At 68.7% G+C, this 22093-nt stretch carries 25 protein-coding genes; 11 read left to right on the forward strand and 14 right to left on the reverse strand.

The window, feature by feature from the left end; all coding sequences use genetic code 11:
• Positions 1-29: 29 nt before the first annotated feature.
• The 7 genes from AC1C2R_RS07310 to hemE all read right to left on the reverse strand — a co-directional run bounded on the left by AC1C2R_RS07310 (position 30) and on the right by hemE (position 6036).
• Positions 30-1145 (reverse strand): class I SAM-dependent methyltransferase, encoded by a 1116-nt coding sequence (locus AC1C2R_RS07310; RefSeq protein ID WP_495379498.1) that lies wholly within the window; start codon positions 1143-1145, stop codon positions 30-32.
• A gap of 39 nt (positions 1146-1184) precedes the next feature.
• Positions 1185-1928, reverse strand: coding sequence for a GntR family transcriptional regulator (locus tag AC1C2R_RS07315; RefSeq protein ID WP_495379499.1), 744 nt, complete (start codon positions 1926-1928; stop codon positions 1185-1187).
• A 44-nt stretch (positions 1929-1972) separates the two neighbouring features.
• The gene (locus AC1C2R_RS07320) at positions 1973-2284 is read right to left on the reverse strand and encodes a DUF3618 domain-containing protein (protein ID WP_495351848.1); all 312 of its coding nucleotides are present in this window, start codon (positions 2282-2284) and stop codon (positions 1973-1975) included.
• Complete coding sequence (locus AC1C2R_RS07325) at positions 2268-2675, reverse strand: phage holin family protein (RefSeq protein ID WP_495351849.1); 408 nt, start codon at positions 2673-2675, stop codon at positions 2268-2270. Before AC1C2R_RS07325 ends, AC1C2R_RS07320 begins: the two co-directional genes overlap by 17 nt.
• A 19-nt stretch (positions 2676-2694) precedes the next feature.
• The gene (locus AC1C2R_RS07330; RefSeq protein ID WP_495379500.1) at positions 2695-3168 is read right to left on the reverse strand and encodes a hypothetical protein; all 474 of its coding nucleotides are present in this window, start codon (positions 3166-3168) and stop codon (positions 2695-2697) included.
• 100 nt (positions 3169-3268) lie between these two features.
• Entirely contained in the window at positions 3269-4852 is a 1584-nt protein-coding gene (locus AC1C2R_RS07335) for a protoporphyrinogen/coproporphyrinogen oxidase (RefSeq protein WP_495379501.1), read from the reverse strand.
• A complete protein-coding gene (gene hemE, locus AC1C2R_RS07340) occupies positions 4849-6036 on the reverse strand; it encodes a uroporphyrinogen decarboxylase (RefSeq protein WP_495379502.1) in 1188 nt (395 codons plus the stop codon). Before hemE ends, AC1C2R_RS07335 begins: the two co-directional genes overlap by 4 nt.
• Positions 6037-6325: 289 nt before the next feature.
• Here hemE and AC1C2R_RS07345 point away from each other — a divergent pair, with 289 nt between their 5' ends.
• Genes AC1C2R_RS07345 through AC1C2R_RS07355 form a run of 3 tightly spaced genes read left to right on the forward strand, consistent with a single transcriptional unit; the run spans position 6326 to position 9288 of the window.
• Positions 6326-7048 carry a hypothetical protein gene (locus AC1C2R_RS07345; protein WP_495379503.1) on the forward strand — a complete coding sequence of 241 codons (723 nt, stop codon included), beginning with the start codon at positions 6326-6328 and terminating at the stop codon, positions 7046-7048.
• A gap of 58 nt (positions 7049-7106) precedes the next feature.
• Positions 7107-8543 (forward strand): glutamyl-tRNA reductase, encoded by a 1437-nt coding sequence (locus AC1C2R_RS07350; protein ID WP_495379504.1) that lies wholly within the window; start codon positions 7107-7109, stop codon positions 8541-8543.
• A gap of 58 nt (positions 8544-8601) precedes the next feature.
• Complete coding sequence (locus tag AC1C2R_RS07355) at positions 8602-9288, forward strand: GNAT family N-acetyltransferase (protein ID WP_495379505.1); 687 nt, start codon at positions 8602-8604, stop codon at positions 9286-9288.
• Positions 9289-9519: 231 nt separating this feature from the next.
• On the opposite strand, the gene arfB is transcribed toward AC1C2R_RS07355, so the two are convergent.
• A complete protein-coding gene (arfB, locus tag AC1C2R_RS07360) occupies positions 9520-9957 on the reverse strand; it encodes an alternative ribosome rescue aminoacyl-tRNA hydrolase ArfB (RefSeq protein ID WP_495351856.1) in 438 nt (145 codons plus the stop codon).
• Positions 9958-10054: 97 nt separating this feature from the next.
• Here arfB and AC1C2R_RS07365 point away from each other — a divergent pair, with 97 nt between their 5' ends.
• Together AC1C2R_RS07365 and AC1C2R_RS07370 are read left to right on the forward strand one after the other, a co-directional pair.
• Positions 10055-10276, forward strand: a complete 222-nt coding sequence (locus AC1C2R_RS07365; protein WP_495351857.1) for a hypothetical protein — start codon at positions 10055-10057, stop codon at positions 10274-10276.
• 171 nt (positions 10277-10447) lie between these two features.
• Positions 10448-11032, forward strand: coding sequence for a GNAT family N-acetyltransferase (locus AC1C2R_RS07370; RefSeq protein WP_495379506.1), 585 nt, complete (start codon positions 10448-10450; stop codon positions 11030-11032).
• A gap of 172 nt (positions 11033-11204) precedes the next feature.
• On the opposite strand, the gene AC1C2R_RS07375 is transcribed toward AC1C2R_RS07370, so the two are convergent.
• Both AC1C2R_RS07375 and AC1C2R_RS07380 read right to left on the reverse strand, forming a co-directional pair.
• Positions 11205-11849 carry a response regulator gene (locus AC1C2R_RS07375; protein ID WP_495351859.1) on the reverse strand — a complete coding sequence of 215 codons (645 nt, stop codon included), beginning with the start codon at positions 11847-11849 and terminating at the stop codon, positions 11205-11207.
• A gap of 29 nt (positions 11850-11878) precedes the next feature.
• The gene (locus AC1C2R_RS07380) at positions 11879-12682 is read right to left on the reverse strand and encodes a sensor histidine kinase (protein WP_495379507.1); all 804 of its coding nucleotides are present in this window, start codon (positions 12680-12682) and stop codon (positions 11879-11881) included.
• Between the two features lie 181 nt (positions 12683-12863).
• On the opposite strand from AC1C2R_RS07380, the gene AC1C2R_RS07385 reads away from it, so the two are divergent.
• From AC1C2R_RS07385 to arr, 4 genes are all read left to right on the forward strand, one after another.
• Positions 12864-13580: an ABC transporter ATP-binding protein gene (locus AC1C2R_RS07385; protein WP_495351861.1), complete on the forward strand. Its 717-nt coding sequence runs from the start codon at positions 12864-12866 to the stop codon at positions 13578-13580.
• Positions 13577-14362, forward strand: a complete 786-nt coding sequence (locus AC1C2R_RS07390) for an ABC transporter permease (protein ID WP_495351862.1) — start codon at positions 13577-13579, stop codon at positions 14360-14362. Before AC1C2R_RS07385 ends, AC1C2R_RS07390 begins: the two co-directional genes overlap by 4 nt.
• Positions 14359-15093 carry a hypothetical protein gene (locus AC1C2R_RS07395; protein WP_495379508.1) on the forward strand — a complete coding sequence of 245 codons (735 nt, stop codon included), beginning with the start codon at positions 14359-14361 and terminating at the stop codon, positions 15091-15093. The genes AC1C2R_RS07390 and AC1C2R_RS07395 overlap by 4 nt, the downstream gene beginning before the upstream one ends.
• A gap of 336 nt (positions 15094-15429) precedes the next feature.
• Positions 15430-15840: an NAD(+)--rifampin ADP-ribosyltransferase gene (gene arr, locus AC1C2R_RS07400; RefSeq protein ID WP_495379509.1), complete on the forward strand. Its 411-nt coding sequence runs from the start codon at positions 15430-15432 to the stop codon at positions 15838-15840.
• A gap of 58 nt (positions 15841-15898) precedes the next feature.
• Here arr and AC1C2R_RS07405 read toward each other — a convergent pair whose 3' ends face one another.
• The 4 genes from AC1C2R_RS07405 to AC1C2R_RS07420 form a co-directional block, all read right to left on the reverse strand.
• Complete coding sequence (locus AC1C2R_RS07405; RefSeq protein ID WP_495351865.1) at positions 15899-16171, reverse strand: DUF1905 domain-containing protein; 273 nt, start codon at positions 16169-16171, stop codon at positions 15899-15901.
• 32 nt (positions 16172-16203) lie between these two features.
• Complete coding sequence (locus tag AC1C2R_RS07410; RefSeq protein ID WP_495351866.1) at positions 16204-17589, reverse strand: glycine--tRNA ligase; 1386 nt, start codon at positions 17587-17589, stop codon at positions 16204-16206.
• A 174-nt stretch (positions 17590-17763) separates the two neighbouring features.
• Complete coding sequence (locus AC1C2R_RS07415; protein ID WP_495379510.1) at positions 17764-18384, reverse strand: hypothetical protein; 621 nt, start codon at positions 18382-18384, stop codon at positions 17764-17766.
• Between the two features lie 102 nt (positions 18385-18486).
• On the reverse strand, positions 18487-19815 hold the full coding sequence (locus tag AC1C2R_RS07420; protein WP_495379511.1) for an alpha-hydroxy-acid oxidizing protein: 1329 nt from the start codon (positions 19813-19815) through the stop codon (positions 18487-18489).
• A gap of 258 nt (positions 19816-20073) precedes the next feature.
• On the opposite strand from AC1C2R_RS07420, the gene AC1C2R_RS07425 reads away from it, so the two are divergent.
• Together AC1C2R_RS07425 and AC1C2R_RS07430 are read left to right on the forward strand one after the other, a co-directional pair.
• The gene (locus AC1C2R_RS07425; RefSeq protein WP_495379512.1) at positions 20074-20481 is read left to right on the forward strand and encodes an NUDIX domain-containing protein; all 408 of its coding nucleotides are present in this window, start codon (positions 20074-20076) and stop codon (positions 20479-20481) included.
• Between the two features lie 20 nt (positions 20482-20501).
• Complete coding sequence (locus tag AC1C2R_RS07430) at positions 20502-22076, forward strand: alpha/beta hydrolase (RefSeq protein ID WP_495379513.1); 1575 nt, start codon at positions 20502-20504, stop codon at positions 22074-22076.
• Positions 22077-22093: the final 17 nt, after the last annotated feature.

Below are 22093 nucleotides of genomic sequence, written 5' to 3' on the forward strand. Positions count from 1 at the left end.
GGGGGCTCGCGGATGCCGCGACTGCCCGTTCAGCGCAGGAGCCGCGTGAACCGGAACGACGCGAAGCCCTCGATCGGCAGCTCTTCGATGCCCGCGAAACCCGCCTCCCTCGCATACTGCTCGAGGGTCGACTGCCGCATCACCGTGCCGGTGCCGACCGACCCGGGCGTGGAGAGACTGTCGGGCAGGCACATGAAGAGGCTGTACCCGTACATGATCCGCTCCGTCTCGTCGCCGTCGGGCGCGAACTCGGTTGCGACGGCCTCGTCCATGATCACGACCACGCCGTCGGGGCGTGCGGCGCGTCGGATCGCCTCGAGCACCTCGACCGGTCGCGGCATGTCGTGCAGCGCCTCGAAGACGAATACGGCGTCGAAGACGGCTTCCTCGGGGAGCGCCTCGCCGGCGACGTGATGGAACCGAACGCGATCGGCGACTCCCGCCGCCTGCGCATGTTCGCGCGCCGCCGTGATCGAGGGCTCGTCGATGTCGAACCCCTCCACACGAGCGTCCGGATACCCTTGCGCGATCCCGATCGCCGACCAGCCGTGCCCACTGCCGACATCCGCGATCCGGGCACCCGGGCGGGAGAGCACCGAGTTCACTGAGGGAACCCCGGCGAACGCGAGCGCGAGCTGCCGCAGGAACCACGGGCGGTTGATGTCGCCCTGCGCGTCGCGGGCATCGTCGCCGAGCTGCGCCCACGAGACCCCGCTGCCCGTTCGGTACGCGTCGAGCAGTGCAGGGAGCTGGCCTGCCGTCGCTGCGAGGAACCGACCGAGCGGCGCGAGATAGTCGAGCGAGTCGGCGTCGACGAGCACCTCGGCGTGCGCGGGCGGCAGGGTGAACCGGCGGGCGGATGCCGCAGCGTGCGCATCGTCGACGGTGAGGATGCCGCTCACCGCCTGGTGCTCGAGCCATTCGAGCACATAGCGCTCGTGGGTGCCGGTGCGCGCGGCGAGCGTCGGTGCGTCGAGCGGCTCGCCCGCGGCGAGGGCGCGATACCAGCCGAGACGATCGCCGAGGTAGATGCTGAGCAGTTCGATGCCGCCGAGAGCCGATGCGAAGATGCGGTCGGCGAATGCCGTCACCGCGTCTGCTTCACGATCGGCAGCTGCAGCCTTGGAGTTCTGTTCCGACGTCATCGTCGAATCCTTCCGATCGACCGGCGCGAAGCCGGAGTCCTACTCGCCCACGAGCAGCAACGTCGAGTGCTCGAGGTGCTCGCGCAGTGCGGCCGGCCCGCGCGTGGGCAGCTCCTCGAGCAGGGTGCGATGCTCGGCGATGAGGCTCTCGAGCGTGTAGTGCGGGCGCACGTGCAGGAGGAACAGCAGCAGTTCGCTGCCGAGGGCGGCGTGAGCCTCGATGATTCGGGGGCTCGCGGATGCCGCGACGATCGCCCGATGGAAGTCCGCGTGGATGCGCTCGACCTCGAGCCAGTCGACCGGCTCCACTTCCCGAGTTGCCCGACTGTGTACAGAGTCGGGCAACTCGGTGGGTGCCGTGTCTGGAGTCGCAGGCCCGTTCGGCCGGGTGAGCGCGTCGAGTCGGTCGAGGGCGTCGCGCGCCGGAGCCAGCACGGGCTCGGGCCACGCTTCGCCGTGGCGCTCGCCCACGATGCGCACCGCCTCGACCTCGAGCGCGGCACGCAGCTGCTGCAGCGCGATGACGTGGGCGCGGTCGAAGCTCGCCACGCGCACCCCGCGGTAGGCCTCGGCGACAGCGAGGCGCTCGGCCACCAACCGCTGGAACGCCGCCCGCACGGTGTGCCGCGAGACGCCGTATTGCTCAGACGAGGCTTCTTCCCGAAGCGGGGCGTCGGGCGGGAGCACCCCGCTCAGGATGTCGGCGCGCACGAGACCGGCGACCCGATCGACCGCGGTCTCTGTTGCAGCCGGAGTACCGGCATCGCGTCGTGACGTCGGCACCGGGGCATCCGCTCGCTCTGGTTCGCTGTGAATCGTCGGCGCGCTCAGTCGAGCTTCGAACGCACGACGAGCCACACGGTGACGCCGACCACCGCGACGAGACCCACGGCGGCGGCGATCGCGGCCACGGGCTGCTCATCGGCGAACCGGCGCAGTCTCACCTTCGCCTGCTCGGCCTTGATGCCCGCCTGCTTCGGCACATTGAGCTTGTCTTCGAGGGCGTTGAGGGTCTCGGCGAACTCGGCACGCGCCTGCTGCGACGCGGCCTTCGCCTGCAGACGCGTGAGGTTGCGTTCGCGGGATGCGGCGTCTCGCTTCGAGGGGCGGGGTCCGTTGGCGTCAGGAGCGGCGGTCATAGTCACCTGTTCCCTTCATGGCGTCGAGGTCGGCCTTCAGGCTCTCGACGGACTCGAGGGGCTCCGAGCCCCGCTTGAAGTTGACGTAGGCGATCAAGAGCAGGATGACGATGATCAGCAGCAACGCACCGGAGACGGTGAGTGCTGCGGCCCACGCCGGCATCACGAGCGCGAGCGCGAAGATGCCGGTGACGATCAGTGTGAAGAGCAGGAAGATGCCGACGACCGCGGCACCGGCGACGAGGCCCGAGCCGATGCCGAAGTGCTTGACCTTGTAGGAGACCTCGGCCTTGATCTGGTCGATCTCGGCGCGCACGAGCGAGGAGATCGTCTCGGGCAGATCTCCGATGAGCGTGAAGAGCGAGCGGTCGTCGTTCGAGGGTGTGGTCATCGCGCGATCACCTCCACGTTCACGAGTCGTCGGATGTCGCGGGCTTGGCCGTGCCCTCGGCCGCCGTGCCACGGGTGGCCGCCGGGGTGCGAGTCGACTTGGCGGTGCCGCTCGACGTGCGTTTCGCGGCGGTCTTCGCGGTGCCCTTCGCGTCGGATGCCGCGTCGTCGACGCTGGACTTCGCCGTCTTCGCGGTCTTCGAGACGTTCGCCTTCACTGTCTTCGCCGCACTGTCGACGTCGCGCTTGGTCGCGCCTGAGCCCCGCGAGGCGTTGCCGATGAGCGACTTCACACCGTCGAGCACGGTGTCGGAGAGATCGCCGACCTTTTCGGCGGCGAACCCCTTGACGGTGTCGACGCCCTGCTGCACGGCCGGCGTGTTCCACACGCCCTCGGCGGCCTTTCGAATCTGCTCGTAGCGTTCACGACCGGCTCGCGTACCGAGCACGTAACCGATGCCGAGACCGACGACGAAGAGGATCTTGCCTTTCATGTGCACCCCATCTCCCCCTGTGGTTCACCACAGCGACGTTTCCAGCGTAGACCCCGCACCAATCGGCGCAAGGGGGTTGCGTTGAAATATTCCGCTCCGGCTATGCGATGCCGTCGAGCTGCACCCGACGGTGCCTGATGCGCCGCGCGACCTCGAGTGCGTGGGGCACGACCGAGGCGAGCCCCGTGCCGGCCACCCATGATCCGGTGGCCTCGATGCCGGGCTCAGCGGCGAGCGCGTCCTCGAGTGCACGCACCCGATCGCGCTGGCCGAGGGCGGCTTGCGAGAGCGCGTCGCGCCACTGCGTCCGGCCGGAGGCGCGGAGCATCCCCTCATCGACGGTCGCGCCCAGGAGAAGCGATGCATCGGCGAGCGCGAGTTCGGCGACCTCGGTGTCGGAGAGCCCGTCGAGCGGATTCGGCGCGCCGGCGCGACCATAGGAGAGACGCACGACGTGCCGGCCGTCCGCCGCCTCGGCGAGCCAATTCCACTTCGCCGTCGAGTGGGTGAGTGCCTTGGCCTGCACGCCGGGGGTGCCGGCGGCGACGAGCACCCCGGTGCCGCGCGGGGCGCGATCGAGTTCGGGTGCGTCGAGCACGAGCGTGACGAGTTCGACGGATGCCGCAGCCGGCCACTCCTCGGTCGATGCACCCGCCCAGCCGTCGAGGGCGGCGCCGACGAGCTCGAGTGCGGCGTGCCCGGAAGCGGCGAGCACGACCTCGGGGGCGCTCACGATCAGTTCGCCGGCCTCGGTCGACGCGGTGACGAGCCATCGGGTTGCCTCGGATTCCTCCGACTCACCGGTGCTCGTCGAGCCGGTCGACGACGGCTCACCCGCGCCTGCCGCTCGCTCGAGACCCGTGACCTCGGCGCTGCGCACGACCGTCACGCCGAACCGCCCGAGTTCGCGTTCGAGCGCGTCGACGAGTCGGTGCATGCCTCCGCGGATGCCGCGCACAGCTCCCCCGGCCTTGCGCTCCTCGACGAGTTGCCCGACTCCGCCCGAGAGCGATCCCATGCGGGTCATCGCCTCGTTGAGCCCGGGGGCGACGACGTCGAGGTCGAGGTCGTTCGGGTCGGTCGAGTAGACGCCGGCGGAGATCGGCGTGACGAGCCGGTCGAGCACGGCCTGGCCCATGCGCGAGCGCACGAGCTGGCCGAGGCTGTGGGCGCGGCCGATGCGGAGGATCGGCATGATGCGGTCGCCGTACGCGCGGATCGCCCCACCCCAGCCGATGATGCGCCGCACGTCGTCGCCGAGCGGGTTCGCGGGGATGCCGAGCATGCCGGTCTTCGGCAGGGGCGCGGCGTCGGGGCGGCCGTGCGCACCGGGCATGACGAGCCAGGCGCCCGCTGGGTTCGGGCTCTCGATCTCTCCATCGAGCTCGAGCGAGCCGAGCAGTTCGGCGACCGCGCCGCCCCTGGTCGCGAAGGATTCGGCGCCACTGTCGAGCGTCAGGCCGTCGAGTTCGATGCGGCCGACGCATCCGCCCAGCTCGTCGCGCCGCTCGAACACGGTGACCCGCAGGCCGACCTTCGCGCACTCGAGTGCGGCGACGAGGCCTGCGACCCCGCCGCCGATCACGACGACGTCGGCTGTGGACTCTGTCGGCCGAGTAGTGAGCGAAGCGAGCGTATCGAGACCATTCACGGGGTCTCGACCAGCGTCGGGCGCGTCGGTCATGCCGAGGCCTCGTGCACGAGCTCGACGATGCGGGTCAGCACCGTCGGATCGGTCTCGGGCGGCACGCCGTGGCCGAGGTTGAAGACGTGGGCCGGCGCCGCCTGGCCGCGACGCAGCACGTCGCGCACCGCGCCCTCGAGCACGGGCCACGGGGCGGCGAGCAGCGCCGGGTCGAGGTTGCCCTGCAGGGGAACGCCGTCGCCGACGCGCTCGACGGCGACATCGAGCGGGATGCGATAGTCGACCCCTACGGTGTCGACCCCGATGCCGTGCATCGCACCGAGCAGCTCGCCGGTGCCGACGCCGAAGTGCACGACGGGCACGCTGCGGGTCATCCGGGCGTCGGCGCCGCCGTCGACCGAGGCATCCGGCGTCTCGTAGGCGAGGTCGTGCACGAAGCTCAGCGCCTTCGCCGAGGCGGGTGCGACGTGCGCCTCGTAGTCGGCGAGCGAGAGCGCGCCGGCCCACGAGTCGAAGAGCTGGGCGGCGGATGCCCCGGCGAGCACTTGCGTGCGCAGGAAGCGTCCGGTGAGCTCGGCCGTCCAGTCCATGAGTGCGCGCCAAGCGCCGGGATCGGCGTGCATGAGCGTGCGCGCGGCGAGGTGGTCCTTCGACGGGCCACCCTCGGCGAGGTACGCCGCGAGCGTGAACGGGGCACCGGCGAAGCCGATGAGCGGGGTGCTGCCCCCGCTGGTCGAACCTGTCGAAACCGGCCCCGCGGGCACCGTCGTATTCAACTCGGCGACCACGCGCCCGACCGCTTCGGCGATGGGGGCGGATGCCTCGTCGAGCCGCGCAGGGTCGATCGCCGTGAGGTCGGCGACGCCCGCGGCATCCGCGTAGCCCCTCGTGAAGACGGGCCCGCGGCCCGGCTGGATCTCGACGTCGACGCCCACGAGCTTGAGCGGCACGACGATGTCGCTGAAGAAGATGCCCGCGTCGACCTGGTGACGGCGCACCGGCTGCAGCGTGATCTCGGCGGCCATAGCCGGGTCGAGGCACGCGTCGAGCATGCGAGTGCCGACGCGCAGGTCGCGGTACTCGGGCAGCGACCGCCCCGCCTGCCGCATGAACCACACGGGAGTCGCATCGGAGCGCTCTCCTCTATATGCGCGAACGAGACGCGAGTCGGAGGTCAGGCCGGCGGAGAGCGGATGCTGCGGGGAGAGGATCACGCCTGACATTGTCGCGCACCGGGCTGGGGAATTCGCTCGAAGAGCAGCCGTGTGCCGCTCGCGCAGGTATGGGGGTGACGCAGGTCGCTTCCGGATCCGAGTCGCGCGGATCACCCGCAGGCCGATTTGTTCGGAAGCCTTACATTCGCGCGCTCATCAGCGCTAAGGTCGAGACGTTGTGCGCCCCCGAGCACGACGACGCGCGTGTTCCCCCGCTCGTGCGCCTCCGCACCCACGGAGATCCCATGCCCATCACGCAGTGCTGCAACCCGTCCGCCCGATCGACCCGAGTCGCGCGATGAACGCCGCCACGCCGCACCGCGCCGGCGTCACCTTCCTGGTCGGCGCCGCTGCCGCCCTCGTCATCGGCGCGCTCATCGCCAGTTCCGGCTTCCTGCACCGCCTGATGCTGCGCCTGCCCGAGGTGCCGGGCCTCGAGCGCGCGGCCGTGATGGTCTCGGCACTCGTCGTGCTGGCTGCCGTCATCTGGGTGTTCGTACGCGTCGGCCAGCTCGCCCGCGCTCGCGCCCGTCGCCGCGCGCTCGAGGCGAGCGTGCGGGGCGAGGTGAGCTGCGGCATCCGCAGTCGAGGCCTCGTCGCGAGCCTCAACCAACTGACTGCGGATGATCCGCGCACGGTCAAGCTCGGAGCCCGCTTCTCGATCGTGGTCGACGAGATCGGCGTCGCGTTCTGGAACGGCGGTCGGCGCCCCCGGCGCACGGTGTACTTCCCGTGGCGTGAGGTGCGCGGCATCCGCAGCGACTCGGTCGTCGCCGGCGACTCGGAGCTGGCGGTGCTCGTGCTGCGCGTGCGGCACGGCGGCATGAGCATCGAACTGCCACTCATCCTCGCCGCGGAGCGGCCTGGCCGCTATGCGCTCGCCGGCGCCCCGTTCTTCGCCGTCGTGCGCAGCTGGAAGGCGAAGCACCGCGCCGCGCTCGCCGCCGAGGGCCTCGACCTGCCGCCGCTCACCGCACCCATTCAGATCATCCAGCCGGGTCTGGTGCTCGCCGCACGCTGAGATTCGCTCAGAGTCCGCACTGAGCAAACCTTGATTCGACGGCGAGTAGAATCCCCTAGTGCTCATCTGCCTCACTGCGAGTCACAAGAACGCCGGCTTCGACATGCTCGAGCGTCTTTCGGTGACCGCGGATGCCTCGGGCCCGCGCATCCGCAATGGCCACGACGCCGTGCGAGGTGCGGTGGTCGTCGCCACCTGCAATCGCTTCGAGGCGTATCTCGACCTCGACGCCGCCGAGGGTGAATCGCCCGTGCCGGCGGTGCACGAAGCGATTCGCGCTGTGGGCATCGTTGCGGGCCTCGAGCCCGACGAGCTGCGCACCACGTTCGGGTTCGTGCACGGCAACGCCGTCGCCGGCCACCTCTTCGCCGTTGCGTCGGGCCTCGAATCGGTCGTCGTCGGCGAGGGCGAGATCGCCGGCCAGGTGCGCCGCTCGCTCGAACGCGCACGCAGCGAGGGCACGACGACGCCCGACCTCGAACGGCTCTTCCAGCGCGCTTCGCAGATCTCGCGCCGAGTGAAGAACGAGACCGGCATCGGCGGCGAGGGGCGCTCGCTCGTGCGCCTCGCGCTCGAACTCGCCGAAAGCCGCATCACCGACTGGGCCGCGACCCGGGTGCTGCTCGTCGGCACCGGACGCTTCGCGGGCGCCTCGCTCGCGGCGCTACGCGACCGCGGCGTCACCGATGTACGCGTCTTCTCCCCCTCGGGCCGGGCGGCGAAGTTCGCGGCCGGTCACGGCATCGATGCGGTGGCACGCGGCGAAGTCGCCGCCGCGGCCGCAACCTCCGACATCATCGTCACCTGCACCACGGCCGAGCACCATGTCGTCGATCGGGCCCTGCTCGAATCCGGGCGGGCGGGGCTCGAGGCATCCGTTGCCCCTGGTGCTGGTGCGCTGAGCCTTGTCGGCGAGCCCGGCGACGCGGCGATCGAACGCCAGCTGGTGATCGATCTCGGCCTGCCGCGCAACGTCGCCCCCGATGTCGTCGAGGTGCCCGGCGTCGAGCTGCTCGACCTCGAGACCATCCGCATCCACGCACCGCTCGAAGAGTTCGGGGCGACGGATGCCGCGCGCGCGATCGTCGGCGGAGCGGCCCGCGCTTTCAGCGAAGCCCGTGACGAGCATGACGTCGCACCCGCCGTCGTGGCCCTGCGGCGCCATGTCTTCGGCATCCTCGACGGTGAGATCGAGCGTGCTCGCGGTCGCGGCGACGACGACGGACGCACCGAGGCCGCACTGCGGCACATGGCCGGCGTGCTGCTGCACACCCCCATGGTGCGCTCGCGCGAACTCGCGCGCGCCGGCGAACAGCAGGCCTGGATCGACGGCATCGCTGCGATCTTCGGCGTGGTCCCCGAAGCGGATGCCGCGGGGGCCGGGGTTCGCGAGGCCGGTGGCGCCGGTTCCGGGGGTGCTGCTTCCGGTGGTGCTGCTTCCGGTGGTGCCGCTTCGCATGACCTCGGCAGTGCGGGCGCTGTCGCGGCCTCCTGAACGTCGGCCACGCGCCCGCGATACCGTCCGTCGCGGGCGCGCGATACGCTTCCTGACGATGCACGAGAACAGCGACCCTGCGACCCTCTCCGAACGCGCGGCAGCGGCAGCGGCCGACGGCCCGCCCACACTGCGATTCCCGTTCGATGCGGCGACGCTCACCGATTCACCGATTCGCACCGACCGCCTCGTGCTGCGCCCGCTCGAGGCATCCGATGCCCCCGACGTCTACGAGTACCAGCGCATCCCCGAGGTGCTCCGGTACCTGCCGTGGCCCGAGCGCGACCGCGACGAGGGCTACGCTCACACGGCGACTCGTGCAGGGGGACGCGTACTCGCCGCTGACGGCGACTTCTTCGTGTTCGCGATGGCGCTGCCCGGCACACCCTCGATCGACGACGCCGAGCGAGATCGCGTCATCGGAGACATGATGGTGCGCGTCTCGAGCCTCGCCCACGCGCAGCTCGAACTCGGCTGGGTGGTGCACCCCGACTTCCAGGGCAGTGGGTACGCCCGCGAGGCCGCGAGCGCGATCCGCGACTTCGCGTTCGAGACGCTGCACCCCCACCGGATTCAGGCGTTCCTCGACGCGCGCAACGGAGCATCCGCTGCCCTCTGCGAACGCCTCGGCATGCGCCGCGAGGCGACGATCCTCGAGGAGCAGTTCAACGACGGCGAGTGGCAGGACACTGCGGTCTACGGAGTGCTGCGGCGCGAGTGGGCGGCCGCTCGCGCGTCGCACTGACGGTCGGTCGAGGTAGGGCGCAGCACCGCGGCGTGCTTCTGCGGGCACCGACGCCCAGCTCGCCGAGTTCTCCACAAGTTATCCACAGCTTGAGAGTGAAGCTGCTCAATTGGATTTCCGATCAGAGGCCCGTGGAAGGCTGGGTGCATGACCACACTCCGCGAGCGGCTCCACGGGCGAAGCCCGCTCAGGTCGGCGGCGTCCTCCCGTCCAGGAGTGGCACCTCGGTGGTCAGTCGTGAGGTGGGCGACGCAGTCGCTTGACGTCGGTGCGCCGCTTCTTCGCTTCCAAGCGTCTCTCCTTGGCACCGCGACTCGGTCTCGTCGCTCGTCGCGACGGTGAGGGCGGCCGCAGAGCGTCGGCCACGACGGCGGCGAGCCTGGCGCGCGCAGCATTCCTGTTGCGCAATTGCGCTCGGTGCTCGGATGCTGTGATCGTCAGTACTCCGTCGACAACGCGACTGCTCAGACGCTCGAGGAGTCGCTCCCGCTGGAGCGGAGAGAGAACGGCCGACCCTGCGACATCCCACACGAGCTCAACTCGAGAGTCGGCGGTGTTCACACCTTGCCCGCCGGGACCGGACGACCGCGAGAACCGCCAAGACAGCTCGGACTCGGGGATCGTGAGTCCTGAATCGACCCGAAGACCAGGACGGTGGGCAGCGGGCATAGCTCCATCATCCTCTTGCGCTCGAGATGCGCCTGAACACGTATTGCTATTGCGCAAAGTATTCTGATGCCCGGCGGCCCTCGGTAGAGTGCGTCACATGGCAACGGACGTCACACTCTATATCGGCAGCGTCGCACCCAACTACGCGAAGTTCCGCTTCACGGATGGCCCCACGTGGGAGGGTGTTCGGTCCCAGATCATCAATGCGATGAACACGGGCAAGGGAACTATCGAGATCGACCGCAAGGGAGACAAGGTCGTCTATGTGTACAGCCCGTTCCTTCCGGTGAGTTGGGTCGAGACAAGCGTCGAGCGATAATCTTGCTGCGCGGATCGACCGGTCTTCGGCAAGCGTTGAGAGCCGTGACATCGATCGGTGATGCTGGCAAGATGACGGCATGGCACGCGCGTGGCGAGCGATCCTCCGACACCTGAATACCACGGCATCGACATCGCCGCGTTGGCACGTGGGGCCGGTGAGGTGGGCGTGTTGACTTCGCACGTGATCAAGCCGCTCACCCCCGAGACCTTCCCGGCGTGGCTGGCACTCACGCAGAAGCACAATGGGGTCTGGGGCGGATGCTACTGCTCATATTTTCACGACGACACGGAGCACACCGTCAAGGACGAGTACGACCGGCCGACGTTCAAACAGCGACTCGTGGCCGAGGGCGTCGCACACGCCGCGCTCGTCTTCGACGGCGACGACGCGATCGCGTGGTGCGAGTACGGCAGCCCGGTCGAACTGCCGAACATCTACCACCGCAAGCAGTACGACGCGGGCGAGACCAAGCCCGCACCGTGGCGCATCACCTGCTTCTTCGTCGACCGCGACCACCGACGTTCGGGAGTGGCACGCGAGGCGCTGGACGGCGCGCTCGAACTGATCGCGCAGGCCGGCGGGGGCGAGGTGGTCTCGTTCCCCAACGAGCTCACCCCCGGCAAGAAGACGTCGTCCTCGTTCCTCCACAACGGCACGAGGGCCATGTTCGAGAAAGCGGGATTCACGTTCGAGCGTCACATCGGCAAGAGCAAGACTGTGATGCGCAAGACGGTCCCACCGGCCCGCGGCTGACGCCGGGGTTGCACAGGCCGGAACGAGCTGTGCAGACGTGAGCTGAAACGTGTGCGTGAGCTGAAATTGACACCCTGGACCGCAGCACGAACACGGCCTCGGACCGTAATCGTCAACCCTAGGTCTCGCCGTGGTCTGCGTTCATGCTGCAGGACAGGAGCGATTTGAGGGATCATGCGCGGGCAACGAGGCCGGTTTCGTAGGCCGTGATGACGAGTTGGGCGCGGTCGCGGGCGTGGAGTTTGGCGAGGAGGTTGCCGATGTGGGTCTTGACGGTTTTGATCGAGATGATGAGCGTGGTGGCGATTTCGTCGTTGGACAGCCCTTGTCCGACGAGGGTGAGCACTTCGGTCTCCCGCTCGGTGATCGGATCCAGTTTTCGAGCCGGTGTAGCGGCTGGGCGGTTGACGTAGTGCTCGACGAGCCGGGTCAGGATGGTTGGTGCGAAGAGGGATTCGCCGGCGTGGGTACGGCGGATGGCGTCGAGGAGCTGGTCTGGGTGAGCGTCTTTGAGAAGGAAGCCGCTGGCCCCGGCTCGAAGTGCGCCGTAGACGTACTCATCTAGCTCGAACATGCTCAGCACGAGCACTCGGCAGGACGCGAGTGCGGGGTCTGCAGCGATATTGCGTGTCGCCTCGATGCCATCGCCGCCGGGCATGCGAATGTCCATCAAGGTGACGTCGGGGGTGAGTTCGCGTGCAAGACGCACGGCGTCCTGACCTGTGGCGGCTTCCCCGACGACCGTAAGGCCTGAGGTGCCGTTGATGAGAATCGTGAGGCTGTGGCGGAGCAGCGGTTGGTCGTCGACGATGAGCACTCGGATCGCGGCTGTATCTAACGCGTTGTTCACGGGTTCCCCTGATCGGGGAAGCGCGCAGTCAGGTGGAAGCCCTTTCCTTTGGTGTGGGTGTGAATGGTGCCTCCGAGTGCGGTGACGCGTTCACGGAGGCCGTTGAGTCCGTGGCCTGCGCCGGGGTGTGGGAACCAGCCCTCTCGCGGTCCGGCGTCGTGAACGTCGACGACGATCGCGTCGCCGTCCCGGTGGACGCTGATGCGCGCGGTCGTGGGGCCGGCATGTCGGAGGGTGTTGTTGAGTGCCTCACGGACGATGGCGCAGACGGTGAGCTGTGCACCGGGTGACACATCACCTCCCGAGTCGAGGTCGAGGCTGGCGGTGACGCCGGCTGCATTCGCGGCCGTGATGATCGAGGGCAGGTCGTCGAGAGTGTCGGCGGGACGCAAGGGGGCCACGCCTGGGGCGCGGAGAACCCCCAGCATCCGGCGAAGCTCGGTGGTGGTCTCACGACTGGCGTGCTCGATGTCGGTCAGCGCACTCATCCGTTCGGACTCGCCGTTCGGACCTGTCATGCAGCGGGCAGTGGCGGCGCGCACGGTGATGAGTCCGATTCCGTGGGAGACCAGGTCATGCAGATCGGCAGCGATCCGCAGCCGTTCGCGCTGCGTCGCACGCTCGGCCGCCCACGCTGCCAAGTCGTCTTCATAGTGTTTGCGCTGCGACCGTGAGCGGGCAAAGGCCCAGCCCATCACCAAGACGATGATGATCGCGGACACGACCAACGCGATCCAGCCCGCAACAGGTCTGTCGGTCCCGGTGATCGCCAGAACCAGCACGATCGCGACGAGCACCATCAACGCGACGAGCCAGACGCGTGAGCGCCACGTGGGGCGGGCGGAGTCCATCAACCAATTTTATATTCCGGCGCTTTCGCGAGCATCGGCCCTGGGTCGGAGAGACCTGAGACCGAGAAGACCTCGAAAGACAGGTCACTGGTCCGATGACGCTCGGGCGGTTCTCGACTGACATGGTGTCATGCTCTCCATCGATGCGCTCACCAAACGGCATGGCTCGCGCACCGTGCTTTCCGATGCTAGTTTCCAGGCGTTGCCCGGCCGAGTGACCGGATTTCTCGGGCCGAACGGGGCGGGCAAGTCCTCAACGTTGCGCATCCTCCTCGGCCTCGACAGTCCCACTGCAGGGTCCGTACTGATCGATGGGAGGCCGTACCGAAGCCTGCGTGATCCGCTGCGCACGGTCGGATCCATGCTGGACGGCTCTGGCGCACACCGCTCTCGCACCGCCCGCAACCACCTCGCCTGGGTAGCACGCAGCAATGGCATCCCGAAGCGCCGCGTGAACGACGTGCTTGAACAGGTGGGCCTCGCAGATGCTGGGCGCACCCGCGTCAGCAATCTCTCCCTCGGCATGGGGCAACGACTGGGCCTTGCCGCGGCACTCCTTGGCGAGCCGGCGGCGCTCGTGCTGGACGAGCCGGTGAACGGCCTCGATCCCGAGGGCATCCGGTGGATACGAGGGCTGCTGCGTGACCATGCCGACGCGGGTGGGACCGTCCTGCTGTCCAGCCATCTGATGAGCGAGGTCGCGGAGATCGCCGACGACCTCGTGGTCATCGCCGGTGGACACATCGTCGCGGACGGCTCGCTGGCTCAAGTCACCGCGGGGTATCCGACGCTCGAGACCGCCTTCTTCGCCCTCACCGAATCAACCCGGGTCGAGGACGGACGATGAGCCTCATCCGCGCCATTGGCGCTGAACTGCACAAGGCCGCAACGTTGCCCGGAGTCTGGGCTGGAATCGCCGTGACGTTGCTGGGATCGGTCGCGATCACCCTGCTCAACTCGTTGTCGACTCGTGCCGCGCTCGGCGCGGGTCAGTCTGAGATGCACGCATCCACGTCGCCGTTCGAGACGGCATTCGCCGCGATGCCACTCGGCACGGTCGGCGCTGTCGTCATCGGAGTCATGGTGTTCAGCAGCGAATACACCGCCAACAGCACCGATGTCGGCGGAGGACAGCAGATCACCGCGACCCTCACCGCGATGCCGCATCGCGTGCGGCTCCTGATCGCGAAGGCAATCACGGTCTGCCTGTTCATCATTGTCGTCGCGGCGGTCGCCATGCCCCTCGCCATCAGCATCGCACGCGCTGTCATCGGCGATGAGGAAACCGAGACCATCACGCTAGCCGACGCACTCGTCCGTTGCCTCGGCGGTGCGCTCTACTGGACCCTCACCGGACTCATCGCCTTCACGATCACCGTCCTCACCCGCAACGGCATCATCCCGCTCATCATCCTCATCCTGAACAGCTCCGTAGTGTCGGTCTCACTCCTCCTGACGAAACTCACCCCAGCTGCGCACTGGCTCCCCGACATGGCAGGACTCAAGCTCTTCGGTTTACGCACCATCGAGGGCGGACTGGATGCCGGTCCAGGGGCATTGATCATGACCGGCTGGGTCGTTCTGCTTCTGGTGATCGCAGCGGTCGTCTTCCGCCACCGGGATGCGTGAGCACGGTGCGCATCGGAAACGTCATCGCGTCCGAACTCGACAAGCTGCGAACCCTCCCCGTCACCATCCTCACCATTCTCGGCACGATCCTCATCGGAGCGCTGATCACCGCAGCTATTGCCGCCAGCGCGATTGGCCAGGGAGCGTCGGTGACGGCTGTGGATGTCGCACGTCGTGCAGTGCCATTCATCCAAGCCGGGTTCGTTCTGCTCGGCATCCTCCCCGCCACCCAGGAATACATCGGCCGTCAGATCCGCACAAGCCTCACCGTGGTGCCGCGCCGTGGCCTCCTAGTCGCAGGCAAGACAGTCGCGGCAGGATCTACCATCGCACTCACCGCTACAGCCACAATGGCGGCGGCACTGACCGCCGCCTCGATTGCCCGTGCCCTCTTCGCCGTACCGCAACCGACGGGAGATACGGAACTGTGGCCCCTCGTCGGAGCAGCGGGATACCTCACACTGATCGGCCTGCTCTCCCACGCCGTCGCCCTCATCGTCCGGCACCTGGTACCCGCACTCGTGGGCATGCTCAGCCTCGTGCTGATCATCTCGCCAGTCCTGGCAGGCCTCACCGAGCATGCCCGTTGGCTGCCCGACCGTGCGGCGGCACAGCTCTATGACCCCACCGACCCCTTCCTCACCACGGGAACTGGCGCACTCGTGGCCAGCGCCTGGATCATTCTGATCGGCGCACTCGGAATCACACAGTTCATCCGTCGCGACCCGTGATCCCAGCCAAAATCGTGAAGACAACGTCGCCCTTCGAGCCAGAACCGCTGTCCGCCTGGTTGCCTGATCTGGCTCTGCTGACAGGGTCGCTGACCGCTGTTTGAGACGACCGGCCGCGCTCCTGTCCGTTCGATTTCATACAGGCATGCGTGGATCGCCACGTCATGGCAGAACGAGCGCGGATCGCGCGTAGCGCCGCTGCGGATCGAACTGATCGAAGAGCTCTTGTTGCAATAACCGCTTGAATCCGCCGATCCTTCTGCGCAACGAGGAATCTCTGCAGATCCGAGCCGGTGCCCCCTGTGCTTACGGACGTCGTCCACTTAGGCTGTCGCAGTGAGCCAAGCGCTGGACGAGGGGCCGTTCTTTCACGGCACGAAAGCCGATCTTCGGAACGGTGATCTTCTTACGGCGGGCTTCCGGTCGAACTATCGTCCCGAAGTCGTGATGAACCACATCTATTTCACTGCCCTTCCCGACGGCGCTGGACTCGCTGCGGAACTCGCGGCCGGTGACGGTGCGCCGCGCGTCTATGCCGTCGAGCCGACCGGCCCGTTCGAGGACGACCCGAACGTGACCGACAAGAAGTTCCCCGGCAACCCCACCCGCTCGTACCGCAGCACTGCCCCACTCAGGGTCGTTGGCGAGATCACTGATTTCACGCGACAGACTCCCGAGGCGCTACAGGCGTGGAGAGATCGTCTGGCAGCGCTCCGCGCCGACGAGCGAGGCGAAATCATCAACTGATCAGATCTGCATCGACGCGAGAATGCTTCCGGTGTTCCGTCGCCCGGTGCCAGATCCCTCAGCGGGGCGACACGACGACCTGAACCGTGTCGCCCACATCCTTGCCGAGTTGCTTTCGGACCTTGGCGTTCAGAGAGATCATGTGACCGCCGGTACCGGTCACCATCGCGCCCACATTCTCGAGGCGCACGTGGTCCACATCGGCATCGACCCGCACCGACTTCCCCGTGCCGAAGAACGCAGCCGACCCAGGGATCTCAACGCACGACCACGTCTCGCCCTTCACCTCGACGCCGATCGGCGCCTCGAAGCGCAGTTCCATCTCTGTCATGGCGGCCACTGTAGCCCGTTCGAACCGGCGCCCTACGCCCCGATGAGCCTCGCCGCCAGGTAACCCTCGAGCTCGGCGAGCGGCACCCGCACCTGCTCCATGCTGTCGCGCTCGCGCACGGTCACGGCGTTGTCGTCGAGCGAGTCGAAGTCGACCGTGATGCAGAACGGCGTACCGATCTCGTCTTGGCGACGGTACCGACGGCCGATCGCACCGGCGTCGTCGAAGTCGACGTTCCAGTGCTTGCGCAGCGATGCGGCGACCTCGCGAGCCAGCGGCGAGAGACGCTCGTTGCGGCTGAGCGGCAACACGGCCGCCTTCACCGGCGCGAGACGCGGATCGAGTCGCAGCACAGTGCGAGTGTCGACGCCGCCCTTCGCGTTCGGCACCTCCTCGACGTCGTACGCGTCGACGAGGAAGGCCATGAGCGAGCGGGTCAGGCCCGCCGCGGGCTCGATCACGTACGGGATCCAGCGTTCGTTCTTCGACTGGTCGAAGTACGACAGCTCTTTGCCGGAGTGCTCGGAGTGCGTCTTGAGGTCGAAGTCGGTGCGGTTGGCGACACCCTCGAGCTCGCCCCATTCGCCACCGGTGAAGCCGAAGCGGTACTCGATGTCGACAGTGCGCTTCGAGTAGTGCGAGAGCTTGTCTTCGGGGTGTTCGAAGCGACGCAGGTTCTCGGGGTCGACGCCGAGGTCGACGTACCAGTCCCAGCGGTAGTCGAGCCAGTACTCGAACCACTGGTCGTCGGTGCCGGGCTCGACGAAGAACTCGAGCTCCATCTGCTCGAACTCGCGCGTGCGGAAGATGAAGTTTCCGGGCGTGATCTCGTTACGGAACGACTTGCCGATCTGACCGATGCCGAACGGCGGCTTCATGCGTGCGGCCTGCAGCACGTTGGCGAAGTTCGTGAAGATGCCCTGCGCCGTCTCGGGGCGGAGGTACTGCAGCCCCGACTCATCCTGAACCGGGCCCAGGTAGGTCTGCAGCATCATGTTGAAGTCGCGAGGCGGAGTCCACTGGCCGCGGGTGCCGCAGTTCGGGCAGGCGATGTCGCCCATGCCGTTCTCGGGGGCGCGGCCCTTCTTCTCTTCGAAGGCCTCGAGCAAGTGGTCTTCGCGGAAGCGCTTGTGGCAGTGCAGGCACTCGACGAGCGGATCGGTGAAGACACCGACGTGGCCCGAGGCGATCCACACCTGCTTGGGCAGGATGACGCTCGAGTCGAGGCCGACGACATCGTCGCGGCCGGTGACCATGTACCGCCACCACTGCCGCTTGATGTTCTCTTTCAGCTCCACGCCGAGGGGCCCGTAGTCCCACGCGGAGCGGGATCCGCCGTAGATCTCGCCGGCCTGGAAGACGAACCCCCGATGCTGGGCGAGGGCGATAACGGATTCGAGACGGCTGGGTGCGGCCACGGTGGCTCCAATGGTCCTAGAGATCGGGGGTTTCCCGGAAACGACACGGTGACACCATCCTACGGGCGGGTGCGAGCCCGTTGTCCCGGTCCGCGGTCGCCGGCGCTCGCGAGTCGGCCGAGATCGGCGGTCTGCGCTGGGCACGACCGCCGATCCGCCGTCGCGGTCTGTCGATCAGCGCGCGCGCGAGGCCCGCCGGCGCGACACGATTGCCGCGCAGCCGAGTACGATCAGCGCGAGAGCGGCGATGCCGATACCGCCGTCGACACCGGTTTCGGCCAAGCGTGGGCCGTCGGCCGTCGTCTCGGAGTCGATGGCCGGGGCGGCGGGTACCGGTGCCGATGACTCGCCGGGGGCAGACGGCGCCGGAGCCGCGGTGATGGTCAGCAGGACCTCATTCGACCAGAGCACGATTCCATCGCCGATCGTCTGCGAGGCGAAGACGCTGAACCGCGGGCGCTCTTCACTGTCGGCGGCGACCATGTCGACCGGCGTGATCAGCACACTGAACGTGCCGTCGGGAGTGACGTCGGCGTGCGTGCCGGTGAGGGTGCCTTGGCCGGCTGCCACTGCAACCCATGCGGTCGACACGCTCGGATCGAAGCCCGATCCGGTGACGGTGAAGCCGCCGAGCCAGTCGCCTTCGGGAAAGGTCGTCTGGTCGACCTGGATGGTCGGTGCGGTGGGCGCAGGCACCTCTTCCGCGGCGGCGGGCGACGCCGCAAGTGTCACCAGGGCGAGGCCGGCGACTGCCGCGACGACAGTGGCGCGACGGGGGAAGTTCAGAGCGGTCATGGAGGATCGGGCTTTCGTTCGGGGTTGGATTCGGGCCGCCCAGCGGTGGGCGTGAGATGACTATACGACACCGCGCGGCGACAACGACGGGCTGTCCCACCCTCACGCCACACGCAACGACCCGGCCCCGATCTCGGCGACCGAGCGGTGCCCGGCGAGGCCCAGCGTGAGGTCGAATTCGGCGATGTGGTTGCGCACGACCTCGTGCACACCCGTCGACCCCGCGACGGCGAGGCCATAGGCGTACGGCCGGCCGATGCCCACGGCCGTGGCGCCGAGTGCGAGGGCGATGAAGGCATCGGCACCGCCGCGCACCCCGCTGTCGAGGATGACGGGCACGCGGCCGCCGACCCGTTCCACGACACCCGGCAGCGCGTCGAGGCTCGCGACGGAGTCGTCGATCTGTCGCCCGCCGTGGTTGGAGACGACGAGGCCGTCGACGCCGTGGTCGAGCGCGCGCGCCGCGTCATCCGGATGCAGCACTCCCTTCAGCAGCACCGGCAGCGACGTCCATTCACGCAGTTTCGCGAGGTCGCCCCACTCGAGCGCCGGGTTCGAGAACACGTCGAGGAAGGTCTCGATCGCCGCGCGAGGCAGCCGCGAGCGCAGGGCCGCACGTACTCCGCCGTCGACGAGCGGCGTTCGGGCGCCGGCACGCGCGATCGAGAACGCCGAGGCGAGGAGCTTCGGCGTGACCTTCGGTCGCGCTCCCCCGCCGACCCCGCCCGCGCCGCGTGCAACGCGCTGCCGCACGAGCTCGGCGAAGACGGGGTCGCTCGTGTATTGCGCGATCCCCTGCCCGCGCGTGAAGGGCAGATAGGCCGCGTCGAGATCGCGAGTGCGCCAGCCGAGCAGGTGCGTGTCGAGGGTGACGACGATCGCCTCGCACCCGGATGCCTCGGCGCGACGCACGAACGACGCGTTGAGCTCATCGGAGGCGCTCCAGTACAGCTGGAACCAGCGCGATCGCGTGCCCATCGCGGCGGCGACCTCCTCCGGGCGTGATGCCTGGTTCGAGAGGATGTACGGCACGTCGAGCGCCGCCGCGGCACGGCCGACCGCGACATCCGCTTCGCTGTGCGCCATCTCGGTGACGCCGATCGGCGACAGCACGAAGGGCGTCGCGCGGCGCCGCCCGAGCAACTCGATCGAGAGATCGCGCTCGGAAACGTCGCGCAGCACGCGCGGCCAGATCTGCCAGCGCGCGAATGCCGCACGGTTCGCCGCCATCGTCGCCTCGGCGCCCGCGCCGCCGGCGAGGTATGCGAACGCCTCGGCTGACACGGCCTTGCGCGCGGCACGCTCGAGTGCAGCACCGTCGACCGGCACCGCCGGACGGATTCCCGAGAGCCCCGCCCGGTACACCTCGGACTGCACGGCTCTCGCGAATCCACGTTGCTCGTCGGCGGTCATCGGCTCGGTCGATGTCATCGGCTCGCTCCTTCGCGATCGGCGGATGCGAGCCAGCGTAGCTGCGACGCCAGAGATCACACAGGCTCGCTCCTTCGCGATCGGCGGATGCGAGCCAGCGTAGCTGCGACGCCAGAGATCACACAGGCTCGCTCCTTCGCGATCGGCGGATGCGAGCCAGCGTAGCTGCGACAGTAGGGCTCACGACAGGGCGCCGGTCAGGCGTGACCGCGCTGACGACGGAGCCCGCACCGACGCACGACATAGGCTGGAACGGATATGCCTGAACTCACCGACATCCGCGTCGCCGCCATCGCTCTCGTGCGCGATCGTCGGGTGCTCATGGTCACGGCTCGCGACCGCGACGTCTACTACATGCCGGGCGGCAAGATCGACGAGGGCGAATCGGCCGCAGCGGCCGCCGCCCGCGAAGCCCTCGAAGAGGTCGCGCTCATTCTCGATCCGGCCTCGCTCGAGGAACTCTTCGAGGTCGTCGTGCAGGCGCACGGCGAGCCCGACGGACGGCTCGTGCACATGCGGGTCTTCCGCGCCGAGACGGATGCCGCGCCCATCGCCTCCGCCGAGGTGGGCAGCCTGCACTGGGTGACGACCGCCGACCTCGATCGCTGCCCGCCCGCCGGGGCCGAAGTGCTCCAGCGCCTCGCGGGGGCCGGACTCATCGACTGACCGCCTCGTAGACTTCGGGCATGCCGACGACGCGCGAGTTCCGCAGCGGCGAGTGGGTCACGCTCATCACCCAGACGGGCATCGACGACGGCCCGGGCTACGTGCTCGTGCACGGCATCGGCATGGCCCACGAGTACTGGTCGGATGTCGCGGAGGCTCTCGGTCGCACCGGCACGATCTACGCCCTCGACATGCCGGGCTTCGGCGAGGCGCCGGAGCCCGAGCATCCGCCCTCGATGCCGGAGGCAGGCGAGCTGCTCGCCGCGCTCGTGGTCGCGGAGGGCATCGAGCGACCGGTGCTCGTCGGGCACTCCGCCGGGGCGCAGGTCGTGGCCGAGGCCGCGGCGCGGCATCCAGAGCTCTTCGATCGCATCGTGCTCATCGCGCCGACCGTGAACCCCGACGAGCGCACGGTGGCGAAGCAGGCCGCCCGGCTGGCGCAAGACCTCGTGCTCGCTCGCCCGAAGGTGATCGGCCTCGGCATCGTGTCGTACGCGAAGGCGGGCCTCGGCTGGTTCCTCGAAACGCTCAGGCCCGTGATCGCTCACGAGATCGAGCGCACCTTGCCGCGGATCGCAGCCGACACCCTCGTGATCCGCGGCGAGCGCGACCGCATCGTTCCCCGCGGCTGGGCGGAGCAGGTCGCCGGCCTCGTGCCGAACGGCCGATACATCGAGGTTCCCGGACGCGGTCACGAGACGATGATCACCGCCGGACCGCAGGTGGCCGAACTCATCGCGCGGCATGCGCGCGGAGAGGCGGTCGGCCGCAGGGTTGCGGCGGTGACGCTCGCGGAGGCATCCGCTTCGCCGCCGACGGATGCCGCGGTGACGAGCGACGCGACCGTGACGGATGCCCCGGCGACGACGGCCCCCGCACCACTCGCGCCGCTCGCGGCCGCGGGCTGGTGGGCGCTCGACTACCTCGATGCGGCGAGGCGGCACACGCGCGTGCTCACCGTGCCGAAGCCCCCGAGGCTCTGGGCCGAGGGCGACGCCGACAAACCGACGGTCTTCCTCCTGCCGGGCGTCTACGAGCACTGGTCGTTCATGGAACCGCTCGGCAACGCGGTCAACGCGCGGGGCTACCGCGTTCGGGTCGTGCACGGCCTCGGCGCGAACCTGCTCGCGATCCCCGAGACGGCCGAGCGGATCACTCGAGCGCTCGAGCGGATCCCACCGCCGCACGCCGGCCGCATCATCGTGGCGCACTCGAAAGGCGGCCTCGTCGGCAAGCGGATGCTGCTCGACGACGCCGACCGGAGGCTCGGCCTGCTCGGGGTCGTCACCGTCGCCACGCCGTTCGGCGGTTCGCGCCTCGCACGGTACCTGTTCGATCCGCGGCTGCGCGAGTTCGACCCCGCGAGCGCGACGATCGTCGAACTCTCCGATGCGGCATCCGTCAATTCCCGCATCGTGTCCGTGTTCGGCTTCTTCGACCCGCACGTGCCCGAGGGCAGTGCGCTCGCGGGCGCGACGAACGTGCAGGTTCCGGTCGCCGGGCATTTCCGCATCCTCGCCGCCCCCGAGACGGCGGCAGCCGTCGTCACGGGAGTCGCGTCGCTCACCGAGGTGGCCGCGGTGCGGCACGAATGATGCAGGCGACCCGAGCG

Source organism: Agromyces sp. Y182 (assembly GCF_059445385.1).

Coding starts and splice junctions, on each gene's coding strand:
- AC1C2R_RS07355 (WP_495379505.1), top strand. CDS start 8,602: ATGCACGAGAACAGCGACCCTGCGACCCTCTCCGAACGCGCGGCAGCG.
- AC1C2R_RS07325 (WP_495351849.1), bottom strand. CDS start 2,675: ATGACCACACCCTCGAACGACGACCGCTCGCTCTTCACGCTCATCGGA.
- AC1C2R_RS07425 (WP_495379512.1), top strand. CDS start 20,074: ATGCCTGAACTCACCGACATCCGCGTCGCCGCCATCGCTCTCGTGCGC.
- AC1C2R_RS07310 (WP_495379498.1), bottom strand. CDS start 1,145: ATGACGTCGGAACAGAACTCCAAGGCTGCAGCTGCCGATCGTGAAGCA.
- AC1C2R_RS07380 (WP_495379507.1), bottom strand. CDS start 12,682: ATGGTGCTCGTCGCGATCGTGCTGGTTCTGGCGATCACCGGGACCGAC.
- AC1C2R_RS07345 (WP_495379503.1), top strand. CDS start 6,326: ATGAACGCCGCCACGCCGCACCGCGCCGGCGTCACCTTCCTGGTCGGC.
- AC1C2R_RS07390 (WP_495351862.1), top strand. CDS start 13,577: ATGAGCCTCATCCGCGCCATTGGCGCTGAACTGCACAAGGCCGCAACG.
- hemE (WP_495379502.1), bottom strand. CDS start 6,036: ATGTCAGGCGTGATCCTCTCCCCGCAGCATCCGCTCTCCGCCGGCCTG.
- AC1C2R_RS07405 (WP_495351865.1), bottom strand. CDS start 16,171: ATGACAGAGATGGAACTGCGCTTCGAGGCGCCGATCGGCGTCGAGGTG.
- AC1C2R_RS07415 (WP_495379510.1), bottom strand. CDS start 18,384: ATGACCGCTCTGAACTTCCCCCGTCGCGCCACTGTCGTCGCGGCAGTC.
- AC1C2R_RS07365 (WP_495351857.1), top strand. CDS start 10,055: ATGGCAACGGACGTCACACTCTATATCGGCAGCGTCGCACCCAACTAC.
- AC1C2R_RS07335 (WP_495379501.1), bottom strand. CDS start 4,852: ATGACCGACGCGCCCGACGCTGGTCGAGACCCCGTGAATGGTCTCGAT.
- AC1C2R_RS07330 (WP_495379500.1), bottom strand. CDS start 3,168: ATGAAAGGCAAGATCCTCTTCGTCGTCGGTCTCGGCATCGGTTACGTG.
- AC1C2R_RS07420 (WP_495379511.1), bottom strand. CDS start 19,815: ATGACATCGACCGAGCCGATGACCGCCGACGAGCAACGTGGATTCGCG.
- arfB (WP_495351856.1), bottom strand. CDS start 9,957: ATGCCCGCTGCCCACCGTCCTGGTCTTCGGGTCGATTCAGGACTCACG.
- AC1C2R_RS07320 (WP_495351848.1), bottom strand. CDS start 2,284: ATGACCGCCGCTCCTGACGCCAACGGACCCCGCCCCTCGAAGCGAGAC.
- AC1C2R_RS07430 (WP_495379513.1), top strand. CDS start 20,502: ATGCCGACGACGCGCGAGTTCCGCAGCGGCGAGTGGGTCACGCTCATC.
- AC1C2R_RS07385 (WP_495351861.1), top strand. CDS start 12,864: ATGCTCTCCATCGATGCGCTCACCAAACGGCATGGCTCGCGCACCGTG.